17 protein-coding genes are annotated in these 20,767 nt (G+C 35.2%); 3 read left to right on the top strand and 14 right to left on the bottom strand.

Annotated features, from left to right (window positions below; genetic code table 11):
- Positions 1 to 47: 47 nt before the first annotated feature.
- Positions 48 to 1,169, top strand: coding sequence for an ABC transporter permease (locus MWU65_RS06440; RefSeq protein ID WP_247076363.1), 1,122 nt, complete (start codon positions 48 to 50; stop codon positions 1,167 to 1,169).
- A gap of 230 nt (positions 1,170 to 1,399) precedes the next feature.
- Positions 1,400 to 2,152: a TIGR00730 family Rossman fold protein gene (locus MWU65_RS06435; protein WP_247076362.1), complete on the top strand. Its 753-nt coding sequence runs from the start codon at positions 1,400 to 1,402 to the stop codon at positions 2,150 to 2,152.
- Positions 2,153 to 2,382: 230 nt separating this feature from the next.
- Here MWU65_RS06435 and MWU65_RS06430 read toward each other — a convergent pair whose 3' ends face one another.
- From MWU65_RS06430 to MWU65_RS06405, 6 genes are read right to left on the bottom strand one after another with little or no spacing between them, the layout of a single operon-like run.
- Positions 2,383 to 3,264, bottom strand: a complete 882-nt coding sequence (locus tag MWU65_RS06430; protein ID WP_247076361.1) for a carbohydrate kinase — start codon at positions 3,262 to 3,264, stop codon at positions 2,383 to 2,385.
- Positions 3,261 to 4,757: a mannitol dehydrogenase family protein gene (locus tag MWU65_RS06425; RefSeq protein ID WP_247076360.1), complete on the bottom strand. Its 1,497-nt coding sequence runs from the start codon at positions 4,755 to 4,757 to the stop codon at positions 3,261 to 3,263. The genes MWU65_RS06430 and MWU65_RS06425 overlap by 4 nt, the downstream gene beginning before the upstream one ends.
- Before the next feature lie 14 nt (positions 4,758 to 4,771).
- Positions 4,772 to 5,740: an ABC transporter permease gene (locus tag MWU65_RS06420; RefSeq protein ID WP_247076359.1), complete on the bottom strand. Its 969-nt coding sequence runs from the start codon at positions 5,738 to 5,740 to the stop codon at positions 4,772 to 4,774.
- Positions 5,741 to 5,769: 29 nt separating this feature from the next.
- A complete protein-coding gene (locus MWU65_RS06415) occupies positions 5,770 to 7,284 on the bottom strand; it encodes a sugar ABC transporter ATP-binding protein (RefSeq protein ID WP_247076358.1) in 1,515 nt (504 codons plus the stop codon).
- A gap of 19 nt (positions 7,285 to 7,303) precedes the next feature.
- Positions 7,304 to 8,368, bottom strand: coding sequence for a substrate-binding domain-containing protein (locus tag MWU65_RS06410; protein ID WP_247076357.1), 1,065 nt, complete (start codon positions 8,366 to 8,368; stop codon positions 7,304 to 7,306).
- 29 nt (positions 8,369 to 8,397) lie between these two features.
- Positions 8,398 to 9,294: a hypothetical protein gene (locus tag MWU65_RS06405; RefSeq protein WP_247076356.1), complete on the bottom strand. Its 897-nt coding sequence runs from the start codon at positions 9,292 to 9,294 to the stop codon at positions 8,398 to 8,400.
- Positions 9,295 to 9,542: 248 nt separating this feature from the next.
- Between MWU65_RS06405 and MWU65_RS06400 the strand changes: the two genes are divergently transcribed.
- Positions 9,543 to 10,280 carry an NUDIX domain-containing protein gene (locus MWU65_RS06400; RefSeq protein ID WP_247076355.1) on the top strand — a complete coding sequence of 246 codons (738 nt, stop codon included), beginning with the start codon at positions 9,543 to 9,545 and terminating at the stop codon, positions 10,278 to 10,280.
- Between the two features lie 223 nt (positions 10,281 to 10,503).
- Here the strand turns inward: MWU65_RS06400 and nhaA are convergent, their stop codons facing one another.
- The 8 genes from nhaA to MWU65_RS06360 all read right to left on the bottom strand — a co-directional run bounded on the left by nhaA (position 10,504) and on the right by MWU65_RS06360 (position 20,767).
- Complete coding sequence (gene nhaA, locus MWU65_RS06395) at positions 10,504 to 11,808, bottom strand: Na+/H+ antiporter NhaA (RefSeq protein ID WP_247076354.1); 1,305 nt, start codon at positions 11,806 to 11,808, stop codon at positions 10,504 to 10,506.
- A gap of 361 nt (positions 11,809 to 12,169) precedes the next feature.
- A complete protein-coding gene (locus tag MWU65_RS06390; RefSeq protein WP_247076353.1) occupies positions 12,170 to 15,082 on the bottom strand; it encodes a PA14 domain-containing protein in 2,913 nt (970 codons plus the stop codon).
- 360 nt (positions 15,083 to 15,442) lie between these two features.
- Positions 15,443 to 15,835 (bottom strand): response regulator, encoded by a 393-nt coding sequence (locus MWU65_RS06385; RefSeq protein WP_247076352.1) that lies wholly within the window; start codon positions 15,833 to 15,835, stop codon positions 15,443 to 15,445.
- Positions 15,828 to 18,476, bottom strand: a complete 2,649-nt coding sequence (locus tag MWU65_RS06380; protein WP_247076351.1) for a PAS domain S-box protein — start codon at positions 18,474 to 18,476, stop codon at positions 15,828 to 15,830. The genes MWU65_RS06385 and MWU65_RS06380 overlap by 8 nt, the downstream gene beginning before the upstream one ends.
- Positions 18,477 to 18,795: 319 nt before the next feature.
- The gene (ric, locus tag MWU65_RS06375) at positions 18,796 to 19,548 is read right to left on the bottom strand and encodes an iron-sulfur cluster repair di-iron protein (protein ID WP_247076350.1); all 753 of its coding nucleotides are present in this window, start codon (positions 19,546 to 19,548) and stop codon (positions 18,796 to 18,798) included.
- A gap of 16 nt (positions 19,549 to 19,564) precedes the next feature.
- On the bottom strand, positions 19,565 to 19,876 hold the full coding sequence (locus tag MWU65_RS06370) for an iron-sulfur cluster assembly protein (RefSeq protein WP_247076349.1): 312 nt from the start codon (positions 19,874 to 19,876) through the stop codon (positions 19,565 to 19,567).
- Between the two features lie 13 nt (positions 19,877 to 19,889).
- On the bottom strand, positions 19,890 to 20,339 hold the full coding sequence (locus MWU65_RS06365; protein ID WP_247076348.1) for a hypothetical protein: 450 nt from the start codon (positions 20,337 to 20,339) through the stop codon (positions 19,890 to 19,892).
- A 68-nt stretch (positions 20,340 to 20,407) separates the two neighbouring features.
- Entirely contained in the window at positions 20,408 to 20,767 is a 360-nt protein-coding gene (locus tag MWU65_RS06360) for a group III truncated hemoglobin (protein ID WP_247076347.1), read from the bottom strand.

Below are 20,767 nucleotides of genomic sequence, written 5' to 3'. Positions count from 1 at the left end.
TATCACTATGGCAAACAGCAGTTAATGCGTCTGTCTTCAATACAAATATGAAAACAATACTATATATCATCCAAAAAGAGTTTAAGCAAATCTTTAGAAATAAAGGAATGCTTCCTATTATATTTGTATTGCCTTTATTACAATTGGTAATTCTTTCAAATGCCGCCACTTTTGAAGTACAACATATCAAATTTGGTTTTATAGATAATGATCATTCGGTAAGCTCACGAGCATTGATAGAAAAATTCCAGGCTTCTACTTATTTTGATGTATTCACTAATTTTCCGTCCAACAGCCAAGCAAGTAAGGCCATGCTCAAAGGGGAAATTGATGTTGTTTTGGATATTCCACAATTTTTTGAACGCGATTTACAAAAAGAAAAACAGAATCATGTAGGAGTTACTATTAATGCCATTGATGGTGCGGCAGCGGGTGTAGAAAATGTGTATATCACTCAAATTATTCAAAATTACAATCAACACCTAAAAGTAGATTTACAACAAATTTCTGATCAGAAAACACAGGCCATTCGCATAGAAACCATTCCTCTATTTTGGTATAACGAAACCTTGAATTACAAAACCTTTATGGTACCAGGTATTCTTGTACTCTTAGTTTCAATGATTACCTTATTTCTATCAGGAATGAATATAGTTCGTGAAAAGGAAATAGGCACTTTAGAGCAAATTAACGTAACCCCTATTAAGAAAAGTCAGTTTATTATTGGAAAGCTCTTTCCGTTTTGGGTTATAGGAATGGGGTTGTTAACTGTTGGATTGCTCCTGGCAAAGGTTATTTTTGATGTTCCTATGCTAGGTAGTTTAGTGTTGATGTACGCCTATACTTCCATTTATATTTTGGTGATATTGGGCATTGGGTTATTCATTTCAAATTTTACGGATACGCAACAACAAGCCATGTTTATTGCTTGGTTTTTTGTGGTTATTTTTATTTTAATGAGTGGTTTATTTACACCTATTGAAAGTATGCCTCCATGGGCACAACTAGTAACAGAATTTAACCCGATAAAGTATTATGTAGAAGTGATGCGGATGGTGATGCTTAAAGGTTCTGGATTTCTGGATATTTTGCCTCTACTTATAAAAACCTTGTTGTACGCAATTGTAATGAATGGTTTGGCTGTTTGGAGTTATAAAAAGACCACTTAAAAAATACAAAGAGAGGAAACGGTTTGGCCCATTTGTTTAAAGCAAAAAATAGTACGCTTATTGTTCCGTATTTTTTTGCTAGGTTTACTTTTTACCATAAGGTAAACTTTGGTAAAGGGGGGTATACCATTTGGGTAGTGAATATTGGATATCCTTTCTAAGGAATTATAAATGAGGTTTTAGGTGACTGATAGAAACAGAATTACAGATTAAAATTATAAAATTACAGTATGAAAACTAATAAAAAAATAATGCTTTCAACAGATGAGTCTTTGTTTGTAAGAGGGCCATTATCTCGATTTAGAGAGTTTACCTTTGCTTCAAAAGTCTTTATTAATTTCATTAAAGCTTTTCGAAAAATGCACTTTATTGGGCCATGCGTTACGGTCTTTGGTTCGGCACGGTTTACAAAAGATTCTGAACATTATAAAAATGCCGAAAAAATTGGGGCTGCTTTAGCAGAAATGGGTTTCACAGTCATGACGGGCGGCGGTCCTGGAATAATGGAGGCTGCTAACAAAGGTGCTTTTGAAGCCGGTGGTAAATCCGTTGGATGCAATATTATTTTACCCTTTGAACAACATCCCAATCCTTATTTACATACTTGGATTAACATACCCTACTTTTTTTTAAGAAAGGTAATACTTGTAAAATATTCCTACGCCTTTGTGGTTATGCCAGGCGGTATTGGTACTTTGGATGAATTGTTTGAAGCGCTAACCTTAATTCAAACCAAGGTCATTAAAGATTTTCCTATTGTTATTTTCGATTCAGAATACCACAAGGAACTGTGCCATCACATTCGTGTTATGGCTGAAAATGAAAGTATCAGTGCAGAAGATATGAAACTGCTTTTTGTGACCGATTCCGTAGCGGATGTCATAAAGCATATTGAAACCCATTCCGTTAAAAAATTTGGTCTGGTTAAAAAGCAAGTCAAACCAAAATGGTGGCTTGGGGAATCTTCCAAAACATCTTTTTAAAATAAAAACGAAAGGGATACCTATGGAGAACTATAAAAAACAGCTGTAAATGTTTAAATAAAAAGATAGGGTGTTATAATGCAACCCGTACTGCAACAAAAAAGAAGGCCTAAAAGACCTTCTTTTCCTTCTTACATAACAAAGTACTATCATAAAAAAAGTATAGTAAAATTTAGGGAACTTATACTACTCTGGTTCTGTTTACCACTATACCAAAGTGATTTTTTAGGTTACGAATTGACAAACCGATCAATATCTTGTTTTTTAATTTCAGGATTAGCCCCTTCACGACTAGCAACTATAGCACCAACAGCACAGGCAAAATCTATGGCATATTGAGGCGAAGCACCCTTAAGTAATTGGTTGATTAATGAAGCTAAAAACGAATCGCCTGCACCCACAGTGTCTACCACCTCTACTTGATAACCACTATTGTAAAACAATTGTCCTTTATAATATAAAATAGCACCGTGACGGCCTTTGGTAACACAAATGGATTGGGTATTGGTTTCTTGGGCTATAAATTTTATAGTTTGCTCCAAGGATCTGGGCGAATTGCCAAAAAATTTGGCTATTTCAAAAATTTCATCATCATTAAATTTTATAAAATCTGCGGCATTCATCAAATAATTTAGTACTTCTTTAGTATAATAGGGTTCTCTAAGATTTACATCAAATATTTTATACGGTGCCAATTTTAAGAGCGCATACAATGTTTCTCTTGAGGTATCGTCTCTTGCAATTAAACTTCCATAAATAAAGGCATCTGCATGTTTTGTAATTTCTTGGGCACCTTTGGTTAACTGTATATTATCCCAAGCACGCGGAAATTTAATGTCATAGGATGCGGAACCTTTTTGGTTCAACATAACCTTTACCTTGCCTGTTTTTAGTTTTTCATCAATTTGGATGTGGTCTACTACCACACCTTGTTCTTTTATAAATTCGATTATTTTTTCACCTTTAGTATCCTTACCTCTGCTGCTAATTACAGCCACATTATTATCTAAGGATTGCAATCTAATGGCCACATTTAAAGGTGCTCCACCAATTTTTTTGTGATTGGGGAAAACATCCCATAAAATTTCTCCAAAGCATACTATATTCTTCATTTCATTTTTTTTAAAACAGTATTGTTCATATTCATCACACATTTTTCAACACCAAGAGCCACAATATTTTGATAAGCGCTAGTATAGGCTTTTACAAAGGCTTCTGATTGGTATAGTTTACCAAATACTGATGGAATTTCTAAAAAGGCTGAGGGATCCTGCTTTGCTTCCACCGCTTTTTCAAATAAATTATTTTGCATAACATCTTTGCGGTTTATAGCATTTCCATTTTCATCCTTCCCCAAACTGTAAACAGCCCAAGCCGCGATAACTAAGGCGGCATATTTTAGCGACCCCTTTTGCTTGAGTTGCGCATTTATGGTAGGCAAAATAAAAATTGGAAGTTTTGCCGAACTCTCTGAACAAATTCTTTCTATTTGATCTTTTATATAGATATTACCAAACCGTTGCAGCAAGGATTCTTCATACTTATGTAAATTAACACCCTCTAAACTTTTCAAAATTGGCGTAACTTCCTGTTTCATATAGCTACGTAAAAACTCACGTATGTTGGGGTTATTAGCAGGTTCATCTATGGTAGTATACCCCATTAAAGCACCTAGAATGCCCAGCACGGAATGGCCTGCATTTAGCAAACTCAATTTCATTTCTTCATAGGGCATTACGTTTTCAACAAACTGAACGCCTACGGTTTCCCAAGGGGGTCTGCCCGCAATAAAATCGTCTTCAATAACCCATTGTATAAAAGGTTCACAGACTACGGGCCATGCATCATCAATGCCCGAGGTCTCTTTTAAATTGGCAATATCAATGGGCGCTGTAGCTGGGGTAATTCTGTCGACCATAGCGTTGGGAAAGGAAACATTTTTCGTAATCCAAGGTGCTAATTCCGGTTCTGCAACACCCACATAACTCATGAGCATTTTTTTGGTCATGTGCCCATTCCCTTGAATATTATCACAAGATTGAATAGTAATCCCTACTAATCCACGATCTTTTCGCAGTTTTAGGGCTTGAGTTAAATATCCAAAAATTGTTTTAGGTGCTTGTGGGTGTTCTAGATCATATTGAATTAAAGGATTGTCAAAATCAAATTGCCCCGTAGCTTCATCATAATTATACCCCCCCTCTGTAATGGTTAATGTGATAATTCGCACTTCTGGACTAGCCATTTTTTCCATAACTCGTATGGGGTTTTCAGGCGCAAATAAATACTCAACAATAGACCCAATAACTCTTTTTGTCAAGGAACCATCCAGTTCTTTAACCACCAGCGTGTACAATCCATTTTGATCCTTTAGGGTATTGTATATTGCGGTATCAAAATCCAATAATGCAACCCCGCAAATTCCCCAATCTGTAACCGATTGATTTAATAATTGATCCGTATAAAAAGCTTGATGAGCTCTATGAAAACCACCAATACCAACATGTACGATGCCCGTTTTTATTTTTTCCCTATTGTATTGCGGAATAGCAACCTGATCTTTCAATTTAGATAAGTTCAGGCTATTTAATTTATAAGTAGTCATTGTTGTCTCTTTATTTATTTGCTTTCAAAACGTTGAAGTAAAACGGCAAAAATAATGATTGCTCCTTTTACCACTTGTTGTGGATAAGAGGGTACATTTAAAAGATTTAAGATGTTTCCAATTAATCCTAGGATAAGTACACCCATTAGGGTGTTTATGGCAGTACCTTTACCCCCATTTAAACTTGCACCACCAATCACCACTGCGGCAATAGCATCTAATTCCCAAGCCATACCCATATTAGGAGATCCTAGATTTGTTCTAGAGGCTACAATTATGGCCGCAGTAGCCGCCAAGGCCCCTGAAATGGCATAAACTAAAAACTTGTATTTATTTACTTTAATACCTGATAATCGTGAAGCTTCTTCATTACTACCGATAGCTATAATAAGTCTACCAAAAACATTGTAACGAAGCATTACCATTGTCAAAATAACGATAAGGAAAAATACAAGCGCAATATTAGGTACCCCTAGCGTAGAATTATTGGCGAAATTAGACATAAACTCTCCACCCGGTGTTTTAAACGTTATTGGGGAACCTTTTGAATAAATAAAACCTAGTCCTCTAGCAATGGTCATTAAGGCCAGCGTAGCAACAAATGGTGCCATTTTTTGATAAGCGACCAGATATCCCGATACACTCCCTAGTCCAAAGCCAATGGTAAGGGTTATTAAAATAGCCAAAGGCAATACCACAATATTGACTAAGATCGCAAAAGTTACGGCCAATAATGCAACCATAGACCCAACAGACAAATCGATACCTCCTGTTAATATAACGATAAGCATACCAATACTAATAATACCAATACCCGATACCTGTTTTAATAAATTGGAAAGGTTTGTAGATGTAAAAAAGACATCTGAAATTAAGGCTGAAAAAATAAGCAGCAGTATAAAAATGAATATCGTATTGTGTTTTACTACAAATTTAAGCACACCTCCGGGACTGCTTAGTTGTTCTTTAATTGTTAAATTCATAATTCAAATATTTTAAGCATTAGATTGTTTTATTTTAATGGTTTTCCAATGGAATAACGTAGAATGTTTTCTTCTGAAAATTTTTCCTTTGGTAATTCGCCATAGAAAGTGCCTTTGTACATGACTAGAATACGATCTGAAATTCCCATTATTTCTGGCATATCTGATGAAATAACAACAACCCCTACTCCTTTTTTAGCTACTTCGTTAATGAGGTTGTATATTTCTATTTTGGCACCAACATCTACCCCTCGTGTAGGTTCGTCAATAAAAATTACTTTACTATCTACACTTAACCATTTTGCCAAGGCTACTTTTTGTTGATTGCCCCCACTTAGGTTACTTACATTGACTTCTGAGCTAGGGGTTTTAACATTTAATTTTTCAATTAAGCCCACTACATTTTTATACTCGTTATCAACGTTGATAAATCCAAATTTATTAGAGATAGATGTAAAGCTGGTAACGCTAATATTACGTCGGATAGACAAGGGCAAAAACACACCTTCTTCCTTCCGATCTTCGGATACAAAACCAATTTGATGGCCTACAGCACTTACGGGTGTATTTGTATTTATTTCTTTTCCATTTAAAAGGATGGTTCCTGATTTCTTTTTATCAGCTCCAAAAATAAGTTTGGCCGTTTCGGTTCTTCCACTACCCCCCAATCCTGCTATTCCGAGCACTTCACCTGGTCGTACTGAAAATGATACGTCGTGTACTAGTGTATTTTTAGCCGTTAAATTTTTAACTTCAAAAATGGGGTCTTTTCCAATTTCAACAGTACGTGCAGGGTATAAATCTTTCAATTCCCTACCGATCATTAACCGAATAATGCCGTCTGTATCGGTATCAGATACTGCCATACTACCCGTATCTACCCCATCCCTTAGAACGGTGACAGAATCTGCTATTTTAATAATTTCTTCCAAATGGTGGGAGATATAAATAATAGATATCCCCTTCGCTTTTAGTTTGAACAGATTGTCGAATAATTTTTGGGTGTCGGTCGGATCAAAAACAGTGGTTGGCTCATCCAAAACCAACACTTTTGTATCTTCTGACAAGGCCTTCGCAATTTCTACAACTTGTTTTTGAACAATACTTAGATTTCTAACCCTTGCCGAGGCATCTATTTTAAACCCTAAAGAATCTATTAATTCTTGCGCATCTTTAGTTATTTCTTTCCAATTCATCCAGAATTTACTTGCGCCTAATTTGTGCAAATAAATATTTTCAGCAACAGATAAGTCATTGACTAAAGACAATTCCTGATAGACCACACTAATTCCTAAAACTTGACCTTCATGTGTGTTTTTAGGACTTATTTCCTGTCCATTGAGTTTTATTTGACCGCTATCTTTCTGGTGTACCCCGCTAAGGATTTTTACCAAGGTAGATTTTCCGGCTCCGTTTTCGCCAAGTAAAGCATGAATTTCCCCATGCTTTACTTTAAAATCTACACCTTCAAGTACTGAGACAACCCCAAAACTTTTTGATATTCCGGTCATTTCAACGCGGTATTCACTTTCTGAATTTTGCATATCAAATGAGTTTTATTTATTAAAATAATGCTTTAGGATCGTAGTGTTTTGCGGCATTTTCCTTTGTAATAAGTAATGGCGGTGTAAATGACGTTTTAGGAAAGTCTCTTTTACCGTTCATGTATTGAATGGCGTATTGTACTGCATTTTTACCGATTTGCACTGGGCTATTCATAGCTGTACATCCGTAAAAGTCTGTATCCATAATGTATTTAATAGCTTCCTTTTGTCCGTCTGCTCCGGCAACAATTAAAATATCATCTGTTTTTCCTGCTTGGGCAATGGCCTTAATTGCTCCTAACACACACACATCCGATTCTGTAATTACCACATTAATATCTGGGTGTGCTACTAAAATATCTTCCATAGCTTTTAAGCCTCCTGCATACGACCAATCTGTATAGGCTTGTGTTTTAATATTTAAATCGATATGTCCCAAACTGCGTAACTGCTCTTCGGCTATACCTTGCAGTAAACCTTGCTTGCGTGTTTTTCCTACTGGATTTCCGGCATTACCACTCAATAAGGCTATATTCATTTTGTTGTTTCCAAATTTTTTAGCAACCCATTCTCCTGCCAATTCTCCGTTGGCCAAATTATTAGACTGAATTGTAGTAACATATTCAGCAGAAGGATCTATAGAGCTATCAATAATAAACACGGGAATCCCGGCAGCTTTGGCAGCTTTGGTAACCCCTACAAGAGCATCGGGATCTTTAGGGTTTAACAATAAGGCATCAACACCTTTGGTAATTAAATCTTCTACTGCAGCCACTTGCTTGTTAATATCATCTTGTCCGTCTGCAGATAAAAAGACCATTCCATTTTTTTCGGTATTGGTTTTTATACTTTGTAATAAGGCCTGATAATATGGGGCGTTTAGTGATGGGGTACAATATCCTATTTTCTTTCCGGTAAGATCAATAGCGCTTTCTACCTTTTCACTGGTATCTGTTGCACTATTTGCGTTGTTTTTTGCTGCATTGTTTTGTTCTACACAACTGAATAAATTAAGTACTAATGTACATAGCAGCAAAGGCTTAAGTACATTTTTTAACGCGATTTTTGTTTTTCTTGTTTCCATAATTGAATGTATTAGCTAAATTTGTGTTATTAAAATAAGGTGATGTCTAATTGTAATACTGTTATTTCCTTTTCAGGATTCCACATTGCGGTTACTTCTATTGGCATTTTATAGTTACCAAGATTAATATTCTTGCCAAAAACAGCGCCAACATTTATAAGGTTTCCTGCCCCTTCGGTGTAAAAGGTTTTATCTGTAGTAAAAGACCAGGCACCACCGGCAAAAAGTGAAAGTTTAGCATCTTCTTTTTCCCAAACTTTACTTTTAACTTCAAAATAATGGGTCCAAGAATTTTTTAAGGATCCATCTGTTTGTACTTCATAATCTCCAGAGCCACCACCTACAATGGTAGCCAAATACAATAAGGTATTGGGGCTTATGTTATATCCTAAGTTTACGTCAACAAAATTATAACCTTGTGTTTTATCATAACTCCAGTAGTGAAGTTGATCACCTCTTTCTTCTACTCCTGTATAATTGTTATGCGAGACAGCTTCTAAAAAAAAGGAATCAGAAAACCGGTATACCGTATAAATTGAAAATTCTTTATAGTTGGCACTAACATTTGCGCCAGTGTCTTGGTTTACAACATCAGTACTTGTAAAACTGGCACCACCCCAAACCCCAAAGGTAAATTTTGAATCTCGTGTGTTGTACTCTAGGCTGGTAGCAAATACTGCTCCTGGGTGCACAACAAAGCCATGCCAGGTATGCATATTCTTTAAATGACCACTGGCGTTAAATGCCTTATAGTCATCTTTCATAGACTCAGATTGAGCGGATACTAAATTTAATCCAAAAAACAATAACATACAAATAAAAGTAGTGGCTATGGATTGCCCTGCAGTTTTTTGGGCCTTTGTCTTACTTAATAAGTGATAAACAGATTGGCTGTTTTCCTGAGATTCTAGAGTTGTGCGTTTCATATTATATTATTTTAATGTTAGCATATTTTTAAACGTCATATTTACGTTTGTTTTTCAAATGTATAAAAAATACTAATACATTGTTAAAAAAAAGTGAAAATATTATGAATTTAACACAATAACATCCTTATAAATGCCATTTTACTAGTATCAACTGCAAATTAAAATATTAATTTATTAACGTATTTTATACATTTATTCCTTACTTTTACAGTATTAATACTAATTTTTACACCTAAAATTGTTTTATGAAAGTTGAAAAAATCCCAAATTTATCGGTCGACTGTGTTGTTTTTGGATATGACACCACCACAAAATCCCTCAATGTTTTAGTAATGAAACGGTATTTAGAATCTGATACTGGAGGTGAAGTACTCGTAGATGACTATGTATTAACAGGGTATCATGTATATGAAAAGGAAACCTTAGATGCTTCGGCTACAAGAGTATTGAAAGAATTGACCGGTCTTACCAATCAATATAAAAAACAATTTAAAGCCTTTGGAGATCCTGATAGATTAACCGGTGCTAAAGATTTGCCTTGGATTAAAAAGGAAGGATTTGATGCCAGGACAATTACCATTGCGTATTACTTTTTGTTAAAAACGGAAGATGTAGACTTAAAAAATAATTCCATTCAAAAAAAATGGTTTCCAGTAAAGGATTTGCCAGAATTAGGTTTTGATCACAAACAAATTATCTTGGAAGCTTATGAGGATTTAAAAATAAAGTGTCTGGCCGAACCCGTTATTTTTGAATTACTACCTGATAAATTCACTATTAATGAAGTCCAAGATTTATACCAATCCATTTTAGGTATTGAGTTTGACAACCGTAATTTTAGGAGAAAAGTAATCAACAAAAAATATATTATTGCCATTGATGAAAAACAAGTAGGTGTTTCAAAAAAACCATCACAGTTGTATATGTTTAGCAAGGATATTTATAAAAAGATGTTTCAAAAGAATTATTTAATTAGCATTTAAGCTGTTTTAAAATCTATGTAATAAGGTTTAATTTACTATTATATTGTAGCATATTTATTCTAAAAAAAGCCCAAACAATAGTATCTGTTTGGGCTTTTTATTCTGTTTCGCGTAATGAAAAGCTACAATTCCATAAACGACATTAGGGTAAGGAACAGAATCAATACGACAAAAATATGATCGCTGTTTTTTAGAAATTCCCTCAAGATCTAGGGATTCACTCTTACTTGACTTTTTTGCTGGTCAATCGCAAGATAAGATATCCTAAAAGTCCTGAAATAATGGATCCAATAATAATTCCAACCTTGGCGGAATTAATACTCGTTAAATCGCCCGCAAACGCTAGGGTTCCAATAAAAATAGACATGGTAAATCCAACTCCTGAAATGGCCGCGATTCCCAATATTTGCTTAAATTTTACACCGGACGGCAATTCTGTTAATTTCAATTTAATCCCCAAATAGGAAAACAAGGCAACCCCTAAAAATTTACCAATAAATAGACTAAAAATTATGGTAGACATTAAAGAAAAATCAAATTCATAACTGGTGCTTATAACAACACCTGCGTTGGCAAAAGCAAATACGGGTAGTATAAAATAGGCAATCCAACTGTGTAATTTATGCTCAAGATTTTGTAATGGTGAGCGCACATCAAAAGTTAAGTCGTCCAAATTCTCAACATATTTCACTTCGTCTTTGGTCAGTAAATGTTTATCATCATCGTCAGACACCTTATTGATATTGGTTGAAATTGAACCCACTTTTTCTGAAAATGATTGGATGCCAATTTTTCTTTTTATGGGTATGGTAAAGGCTAGAAGTACCCCAGCAATGGTTGGGTGTATTCCTGATTTAAGAAACAAAAACCAAATAACAACGGCAAAAATCAACCCTATTTCCAAGGAATACTTGCGTTTATAGTATAAGAAACTCAACAGACCTATGAGCAAGGTGCCGTACAAAAGAAATAGCCAATTGATATCCACACTATAAAAAGCTGCAATGACGAGTACTGCCGCAATATCATCTATAATTGCAAATGCGGTTAGAAATATTTTTAAACTTAAAGGTACTCTTTTTCCTAAGGTACTTAGAATTGCCAAGGCAAAGGCAATATCTGTTGCCATTGGTATTCCCCAGCCTTTTACAGTATCTGGGTTTTGATTTAAGAACAAATAGAGTGCAATAGGAATTAAAACACCCCCAAGAGCTGCTATAAAGGGAAAGGCAGCCTTTTTTAAGGTATTAATTTCTCCAATTAACAATTCCCTTTTTAACTCGAGACCAATTAAAAAAAAGAAAATAGCCATTAAACCATCATTGATCCATAGTATTAATGGTTTTTTTAATTCGAACGTATGAAAGGAAATTCCAATTTCATATTGCCATAAACTTTCATAGATAGCTCCAAACGGGGAATTGGCCCATAGCAATGCTATAATTGTTGCTCCAAAAAGCAACATCCCCGCTAAACTTTCTATTTTTACAAACTTTTGAAATGGTGTTAATAGTATTCTTTTTAGCATTTAATAAATTTTAAGTTTAGGGCAGATACCTTTGCAATTCCTAGAGTCTCTATTTAGATTTTAACCACTGAATTGGTTAAAGAGCGGTACTACATCGGTCCTTTTACTATTTTCTAAGTTAACTGTGCAATTTCAGAAAAAAATATTTCTTTCACCAGTTTTAGGTGGTTTATATTGAAGTATTTTTTGAATAACTCCCCGGCTTTTAATTTAGGATTGTAGGTTTTTTTTAAAATAATAGGTCCAAGCCAACATACCTTCCTGTAAAAATAAACACCCAAAAAGCAGATTTTGGATTCCTTATTTCTACAATTAGTATTGAGAACTTAGCATTCTTTTGCCTAAAAGTTTAAAAAGCTAGTTACCTTTTCGGTTTTTTGGTCATGGTATACCAAACTTCTGTTGACCATAATTTCTGTTTACTAGCACTTACAAAGGGTTTTCTAATATGTATATACACCACTTTACCTTCTTTTAGCCCATTGGAGGTAAGTATTATCTTTTTGCGGTCGTCGGACAGCTCCACGGCATCTATAGTCAACGTTTCTACGCCTTTTTTAGGTCCGCCATAATTTTCGGTTGCTTCATAGTAGTACTGTTCTATAGTAAAATTGTCACTATTAATTGTAGTAGAAGTATCAATGGGTTCTGTAAATTCTATTTCCATCCCGTTGCTTTTGGCTCTAACGGCAAGCATTTCAAAGGTAGATTTCTCATTATAATCAAAACGATGTAAGGCGTACCACTCTTTGCCTTCGTGTCTCCAATTTCCTCCGGAACCTATACCTCCTGCATACAAATTGCCGTCTGGTCCCCATACCGTTCTATTTATACCTGCATCTAAGCCTTGAATAAAACGAAATGCAGCGCCTTGTTTTACACCGTCGACTTCGTCTATAAATACTCGTTTTATACCACCATGGGTTACATCTCCAAAAATTAATTGATCCTTATACGGTCCTAAATTTAAGGTGGTAGGCTGACTGGGAGAATTGCTGATTTCTACATGTGGTAACCACACCAATGGCGGTTGTTCTTCATAGTCCTTTACACGGTCCCAATCGGCATGGCGAAAGCCGTACCACTTTCCTTTTTCTACACGTACTACTTTGCTTGTTGGAATCCAATTACCTTGGTTGTCAGAAACATAAAGTGCTCCATCTGGTCCTTCTCCAATACCGTTAGGAGTTCTAAAGCCCTCAGCTATAACTTCAACCTCGCTACCATCTTTACTAATACGAACAACCTTGCCACGATCAGGTACATTTTTAAATTCAGACCCTAGATCTGTTGCTAAAGTTGCATAAAAACTATTGTCTTTATAAACTAGTCCGAACGCAAATTCATGATAGTGAGACGTTACATGCCAAGCATCACACACTTTCTGATATTCATCAATGATCTCATCACCATCGGTATCTACCAAGCGTGTTAACTCTTGCTTTTGCAACACATAAATATCGCCATCTACAATTTTAATACCCAAAGGTTCTGCAAGACCTTGGGCAATTTGTTTCACTTCTATGGTAGATGGGTCTGTGGTGTTGTAATTCTTAATAATATAAACTGCGCCGGTAGCATCCCACGTACAGATAATCATTTTCTCAGAATCTATAAAATCTATACCTCCAATTCGCGGATTAAAATCTGCTGGTTTCGCTTGGTACATATCAAAAGAAGGGTGTACAGCATCTAATGGCATTTTATCCCCTGGTGTACCATTGGCCACCTTAGATTCGTAGGGCAATAAGTCGGTAAAAGGTTTGTTATCGTGATAAAACACCGTTTCTGGTACTACTGTAAATTCCTTGCCGTCTCCAGACCATTGTAAGGAAATGGATGCGCCACCTCCTCCTTGATGAAATTGAACCTTAAAGGAATTCCAGCCTTTCTGTAACTGCCCTACCCCAACAACGGGCATTGGTGCGTGGCTACCCGTATTATCAATTATCTTTTTGCTATTTAGCAGTAAAATGGATCCATCATCGCTGACCAATCTAAAGTGTTTTTCCACAGCCTCATCAGATTTGATATAACCTATAAATTCCATGTAAAAATTCTCTCGTACCTCACTTACATTAGCAGCGTTTGGCTGATGAATTGCGGGGGCAACACCATTGAAAATTGGAGCTGTACTGCCAGTCAATTTATCGTATAAATCACCACTATCATTGGTCAGGTAAAAGTTTACCGCTACACCTTGTTCTTTTGTAGAGACATTCTCAGTGGTTCTATTGATTGCATCTAATTCTATGGGAATTGCTGGGGTGTCTACAAACAAATCTACTGCAATGGCTTCGGGTTCTGGTTCACCATCTAATGATAGGATGTAATACGCCATATTGGATGCTTCTTCCTCTGAAATATCCGGATGTGAGGTCATAGGAACGGTACCCCAATTGCCGGTACCTCCCAAGATTACTTTACTTTTTAATAATTCAATCGTTGGCCAATTAAAAGGATACCGCGAGGCTATGGAATCATAGGCTGGTCCCACTAAATTTTCATGTTTTAAATGGCAGGCAGAACAATCGTTCTGTGTCGTTAAATTAAGCCCCTTGGCAATTTTACCAGACAGGTCCAATACCGGCCCACGCCAATCGTCCGGAATGGGATTGAAGTAGGTTTTAATTTGTGTTTTTTTGGAAAGTGAAACTTCATTGGTATGGATTTCTTGCTCTAATCCATTGATAATTTCCTTATGAACAAATTGGTCCTTAATGGTGTATTTTAGAACCGGAACAAGATCCTGTGATGTCCTTTTCATTACTTTAAATGAACGTTGTAATCCGCTATAATTATCAAGGACTTCAAATTCAGGAATTTCACGAATTTGAACCGACGCACCTGATTTTGCTATCAATTCAAAATCAATTCCAACTTGATTATCAATAAGGGAGTATCCCAAATAATTAATTTGAGGCACTTCTAACCCTGCTGTGGTTTTCAAACTCCATTGGGTTGCCGTCGTACTGTCTTGTGCGTAGGTATATCCAAAACTTGTGGGTTGTATTCCATGGGCTGTTGTATACACAGCACCTTCATAATTTACGCCCCCTTTCCATACTTTGTACAAGTTTCCCAATTGTAGGTTGTAGGAAACGTATAAATCTTTATGCAAGGCAACAGTAAGCATTCTTGGTTGTTTGTCTAAAACCGATCTAAAAACCCATGAATCTATGGGTCTATCATAGGTTATAGGCGTACTACAGGCATTAAAAATAAGAACAAAAAGGATGGCAATTGAAAGCTGGTTTAGGCTTGGTAATTTCATGATTAATTAATTATGTGATGAAACTACTCAAAAAACACGGAATAGCAAAGGGCTGTATTTCACTACTTTCAATTATTTTGTGAGGATTTTAATGAAGACCATACATAGCCTTAATTTGGAATAAGAAATCGCAGGAATTGTCTTGGCAAAATGCCTTTAAGTTTTTAAAATTGGCAATAATTTTATCCTATATTGGGATGTCCATATGGGCCGATTGATTAGTTTTTTTAGGATCACTATGGTTGGTGAACCTCACCACATAAATAAGCCTGTACCATTTATTATTTGGCACAGGCTTTTGTTGAATCTAATATAAGTTGTATTTAAGTGCTTGGCCTTTATCAAGGAAGTTTGTCAAATCTAATTCTCTAAATCCTTCATTAAATCATGGATTTTATCTACCGAAAAAGGTTTAATGAGGTAATTACTTACCAAACTATACGATTTGGCACGTTCCACATCAGCAGAATTTACGGAGGAACTTACGATATAGATTTTAATTTTATGGTCGGTTGGAATTTTTACAAGCTCATCAAGTACTTGCCATCCATCCATAATGGGCATATTTAAATCCAATAGAATAACATCTGGTAGTGATTCTCCTGCTGAAATTTTAGGGATTAAATCATCTACGGCATCTTTACCATTTTTATAAATTAAGAAATCATTGCAAAAATTAGTGGCTTCCATTATTTTTTTGGTGCCAAAAATATAAATTGGGTCATCGTCAATGATGCATGCCGTATTAATCATTGTATTCATATTTAAATTGTATTTTAAATGTTGAGCCTTTATCGACTCTACTGCTAACTTCTATTTTTCCACCCATAGCTTCAATTTGGTTTTTACTAATAAAAAGCCCTATGCCACGCGCTTCTTTGTGTTCATGGAATGTTTTATACATTCCAAAAAGCCTGTCTCCGTTCTTTTCTAAATCTATGCCCAGTCCGTTATCGATAATCGCCAAAGATATAAATTTTTCAGAAACTTCAGTCGTAATTTTAATAGTACAAGGCCTATCTAAGGCTCGGTATTTTATGGCATTTGTAAGGAGGTTTAGTAGGATGCTTTCTAAATAGGCTGGCACCACACGAACAGTGAGTTGTGGGTCAACATCAAGCTGTATTTCAATTTGATGTTCCTCTATAGAATGTTTTATGTTTTGTAAGGCTCTAGCTACATAGTTGCTTAAATTTTTAGGCACTAAACTTTCCTTTACCTGAGAGTTTATTTCAACAATTTCGGTTAAGTGATTTACAGTATCACTCATATTATCTGAAGCCGATTTTATATGCTGAAAAATTTCATGATCCATTGTATTCCCATTTTTAACCTTATTAATATCGAGAAGCATAGCCATGTTACCCGTATGGGAGCGAAGATTATGGGAAACAATATGTGCAAAATTCAAAAGACGGTTGTTGTGTTCTTGAAGGCTTTCAGTTAATTTTTTGTTTTCGGTAATATCCTGTATTTGGGAGACAAAGTGAGATACCTTTCCTTGATCATTTTTTACACTAGAAGTTGAAAGAAAAACCCAAATTGCCTTGCCATTTTTATGAAAGTAGCGTTTCTCAATTTGAAAATTATCGCGTTCGCCGGCTATAAGTTCGCGCATTAATTCTTGGGAAGTCGCTAAATCATCTGGGTGTGATAATTCTGCAATTGGAATTTTAAGTAATTCTTCTTCACTGAATCCAAAAGTTCTACAAACACTTGGGTTAGCACTAGTTATTTTGCCTTCTAAATTAAACAAGGTCATTCCCACATTGGCATACCAAAAGGTTTGTCTAAACTGCTCCTCCCTTAATGATAATTCTAATTCTAATTTTTTGGAAGCATCAATATCTTGTATTAAACCGTAGAGTTTTTTACATTTCCCGTCCTCAAAATCGGAAATACCAATAATGCGCGCCCAAAAATGTCTGTTATGCCCTTGTAATTGCAGCTCTATATCAAAGTCATCACCCTGAGTTAAAGCTTTGTTCATAATTGCCTTCACCCATTCTTGATCGTTTCCTTTAATATTTTTTAGAATTGAGTCTTCTAAGTTATATTGGTTACGTTCTGCAACTAAAAGTGTTGTAAGGCTGTCTCCATAATATACTTCTTGAGTTTCTGGATCTACCTCCCAAGAACCAATTTTTGCAACTTCGTTAGAGCGTTCTAAAAGTGTTTTATAATTTAATAGCTCCTTGGTTGTTTTTGTTTGTTCGTTTATGTCTTGAAAAAAACCATAAAGACGTTTGCATTGACCATTTTTAAACTCGGAAATTCCAATTACACGTCCCCAAAAAACAGCATTATCTAAAGGTGCAATTAATGCCTCAAAGTCGAAATTTTCTCCAGTACTAATCCCCTTAACAATCGCCGAAATAATATGTTTACGGTGTTCTCCTTCTTGAAAAAAGAGGTATGCGTCATCTAGGGTTGGTTGGTAATCTTTAGGAACACCCAGCATTTCTTTAATGGTATCGTTCCAATAAATAATGTTGGTTTCTAAATTTACTTCCCAAATACCAATTCGTGCAGCATCATTAATCCGCTGCATTAAATCGGAATTTTTAATTTGTAATTGTTCATTGACTTTACGCTCGGTAATATCAGAATTCAAGCCAGCAATTATTTCTGGATTTCCATCCGTATCATATAGTATAATTCTAGCCCGAGATACGATCCAAACCCAATGTCCGTCTTTGTGCTTTAGCCTAAACTCACTTTCAGAATAGGGGCCACCTACTAAATGTTTTTCATACGCATCATTTATTATTTGAATATCATCTGGATGCAAGTACTTTTTCCATTTCGTAGCTGTAATAAATCCCTGTTCTTCTGGTGTGTATCCAAATAATTCCGCCCAGCAATCGTTAAATTTAATATGACCTGTTTTTATATTGTATTCCCAAGATCCAATGCCTACACCACTAATTACATTTTCGTAATACTGCACTTTGTCTTGAAGCTTGGATTTAGCTTCCTTTAGTTTTGTAATTGACGTATGTGTTCCTAACATCCGAAAGGGCTTATTCTCCTTTGTATAAACAATGGTGCCTTTCACATTTAACCAAATGGTATGGCCTTCTTTATGCGTATACCTTATATTTTCATCAAAAGGATATTTTTTTGGGTTACTGATATGGAGGTGCAGATTTTGTTCTCCTCGAACCATATCTTCTGCATTACACACATCTACCAAGGTTATGTTTTGCTCCTTTATTTCTTTAAGGGAATATCCTAAGGTTTTCCAAAAAGTATCGTTTAACCAACCACTTAAATGATTGCAATTTTCTATATTCCAATACCAAATACCGTCCAATACATGATTTTCAATAAAATTGAATATTTTATTATCTTTCTTGACCAGATCTTTAAGTTCTTTCTCCAATACATCCATACATTGTATTTTGTTAAATTGGGGGGAATGTAAAAGCAACACTATTAACGGGTTGTGGTTAAATATGATGTGAAGCACTATTTTACTTTTTAAAAATAGTTAAAAATAATTTAACCAGAGGTATTAATAAGTACCAATACATACAGCAAAGCTAATTTATTTGTATGGAGCTGTAGGAAACCTATTTCTGCCAATTACTACATTACACAAAAGGTTCTATATACTCAACTTTGGTGTTTGGCTCGGAAAACCAGCGGGTTTAATTTAGGGTATCGGCTTAGCTTTAGGTATAGTAAACTACCTATGGAATTACTAATGTTTAAGAGGTGTGGTTTGTAGTTTGTATTTCTTCTTCCAAGGCAATGGCTCTTGGAAATAATATATTATTCTCTTTGTGGATATGTAAGTTAAGGTCCTCTTCAAATTCTTTTAGGAGACCAAAAGTAACGCTATAAGTAGTACAACCATCTTTTGGAACTACATAATTATGAGATAGCAATCCTATTTTTTTAAAAGCTTCCCCTTCAAAGTTATGTTCTTCTTCCATTTGTTGTATGGGATTTTTTATGGTACCAAAATGAGGTTTTACTAATTTGCTAAATTCCCTTTTAGCTTTAGCAAGCTTCCGAATATAGGGAAACAAAATAAGCTCTTCCTTTTTCATATGCATAGCTAATTGCCCTGCTGCATCTGTAAAAATAGAATTAATTTCTACAAGTTCTGGATGATCATTACCGTGAACCTCTTCTATTTTGTTTAAATGTGCCTTTATAATGGGAATCTTTGCTTCTACATAAGAGTGATGTATTACCTCTATATGATCTGTAAGTTTGTCTAAGGGCCAGCTGCCATAAGTTCTATTCTGCTTTTCTTTGTTTTCTTCAAGGCAATTAATTAGTTCTTGTACTATAGCTTCAATGGTAGCCATAGAAAGTCCATTTGAAGTACAGGCCTCTTCAATAGACTGTTGACCGCCGCAACAAAAGTCTAAGGCATATTTTTTAAATATTTCAGCTGTTTTATAATTGAGACCAACAATATTACCAATGATACTTTTAGATGTGATATTCATAATTTTATTTTTTAGGTTACATAAATCCAAGTTCTAGCAATGCTTCGTCACTCATTAATAGTTTGTCCCATGGTGGGTCCCAAGTTAATTCTACTTTTGTTTCTTTTACAAAATGGAGTTCTGATATACGTTCACGTACTTCATCTACTATCATTCCTGCCATAGCACAAGACGGTGAGGTTAAGGTCATTAAAATTTCAACACAATTCTCGGGAAGAATTTTACATTCATAAATGAGTCCCAAATCGTAAACATTGACTGGGATTTCAGGATCATATACCATTTTTATCTGTTCAATAATTTGGTTTTCTTTTTCTGAGTTTTCCATGGCGTACTTTGGATTAAGGTTGTCTTATATAGGTTGTGATGCTTTGGTGTGAAAAAACAAGGAGGAGGATAACTTTTAAAAATTCTAAAAAAACATAGTAGTAATGAAAATAGGATGCAGAAGGAACCTTTCCGTTAATAATTAGTGTTGCTCGTTGGTCAAGTACTGGAAGAAAATAGAAGGTCTGTGCTAGTAAGATAACAAGCAATGCGATTCCTAGAATTCTAAGGGACCTGTGTCTTTTAAACCACTTTGTTTTAAGGTTTGAAACGAGTAAGATTGTCATAAAAAACAATTCTACCTTGTTTAAAGAACCAAAGACAAGTTGGCCTATATTTAAGCCAATAATTTGGGTAACACCTTCTGCTTGAAATTTTAGCCATGCTTCCATAAATGAAATGGAAAGCACAAAACCCAGCCATAAAACGGGAATGGTGATATTGATACGTTGTGTAAATGACATAGGCTTTAGGTTTTAATTGTTTTCACTTTTATGGGTATAATCAGGATTGCTACTTTTATGGATATACACTATGAAATATTTAATTTGTGCATGAACATTTCTGCTATTTTTTGAGCCCTCCATTTGGCTTCTTCCGTTATTTTACCGCTAAAGTTTTTGTCTATTGCGGTATTAAAATGATATACCCACCGGTCAAAATGATGAGCTTGTATGGGTAAATTCATGTGCGGAATAAAAGGAGAACCTTTATATGCAAATTCATGGAAAAGAACGGTTTGCCAAAAGCGGTACATGGTGTCAAGGTGCTTTGGCCAATTGTCCTGAATGACGTTGTTAAATATAGGCCCTAAAAGTTCGTCTTGGCGTATTGCCCCATAAAAGGTGTCTACCATTAATTCAATGTCTTTTCTATTTGTTATATCATTCAT

Origin of the sequence: Cellulophaga sp. F20128 (genome assembly GCF_023015805.1) — a bacterium.
GTDB lineage: Bacteria > Bacteroidota > Bacteroidia > Flavobacteriales > Flavobacteriaceae > Cellulophaga.
Note: the sequence above shows the minus strand (reverse complement) of the source record. Positions and strands in the feature narration are given on the sequence as shown.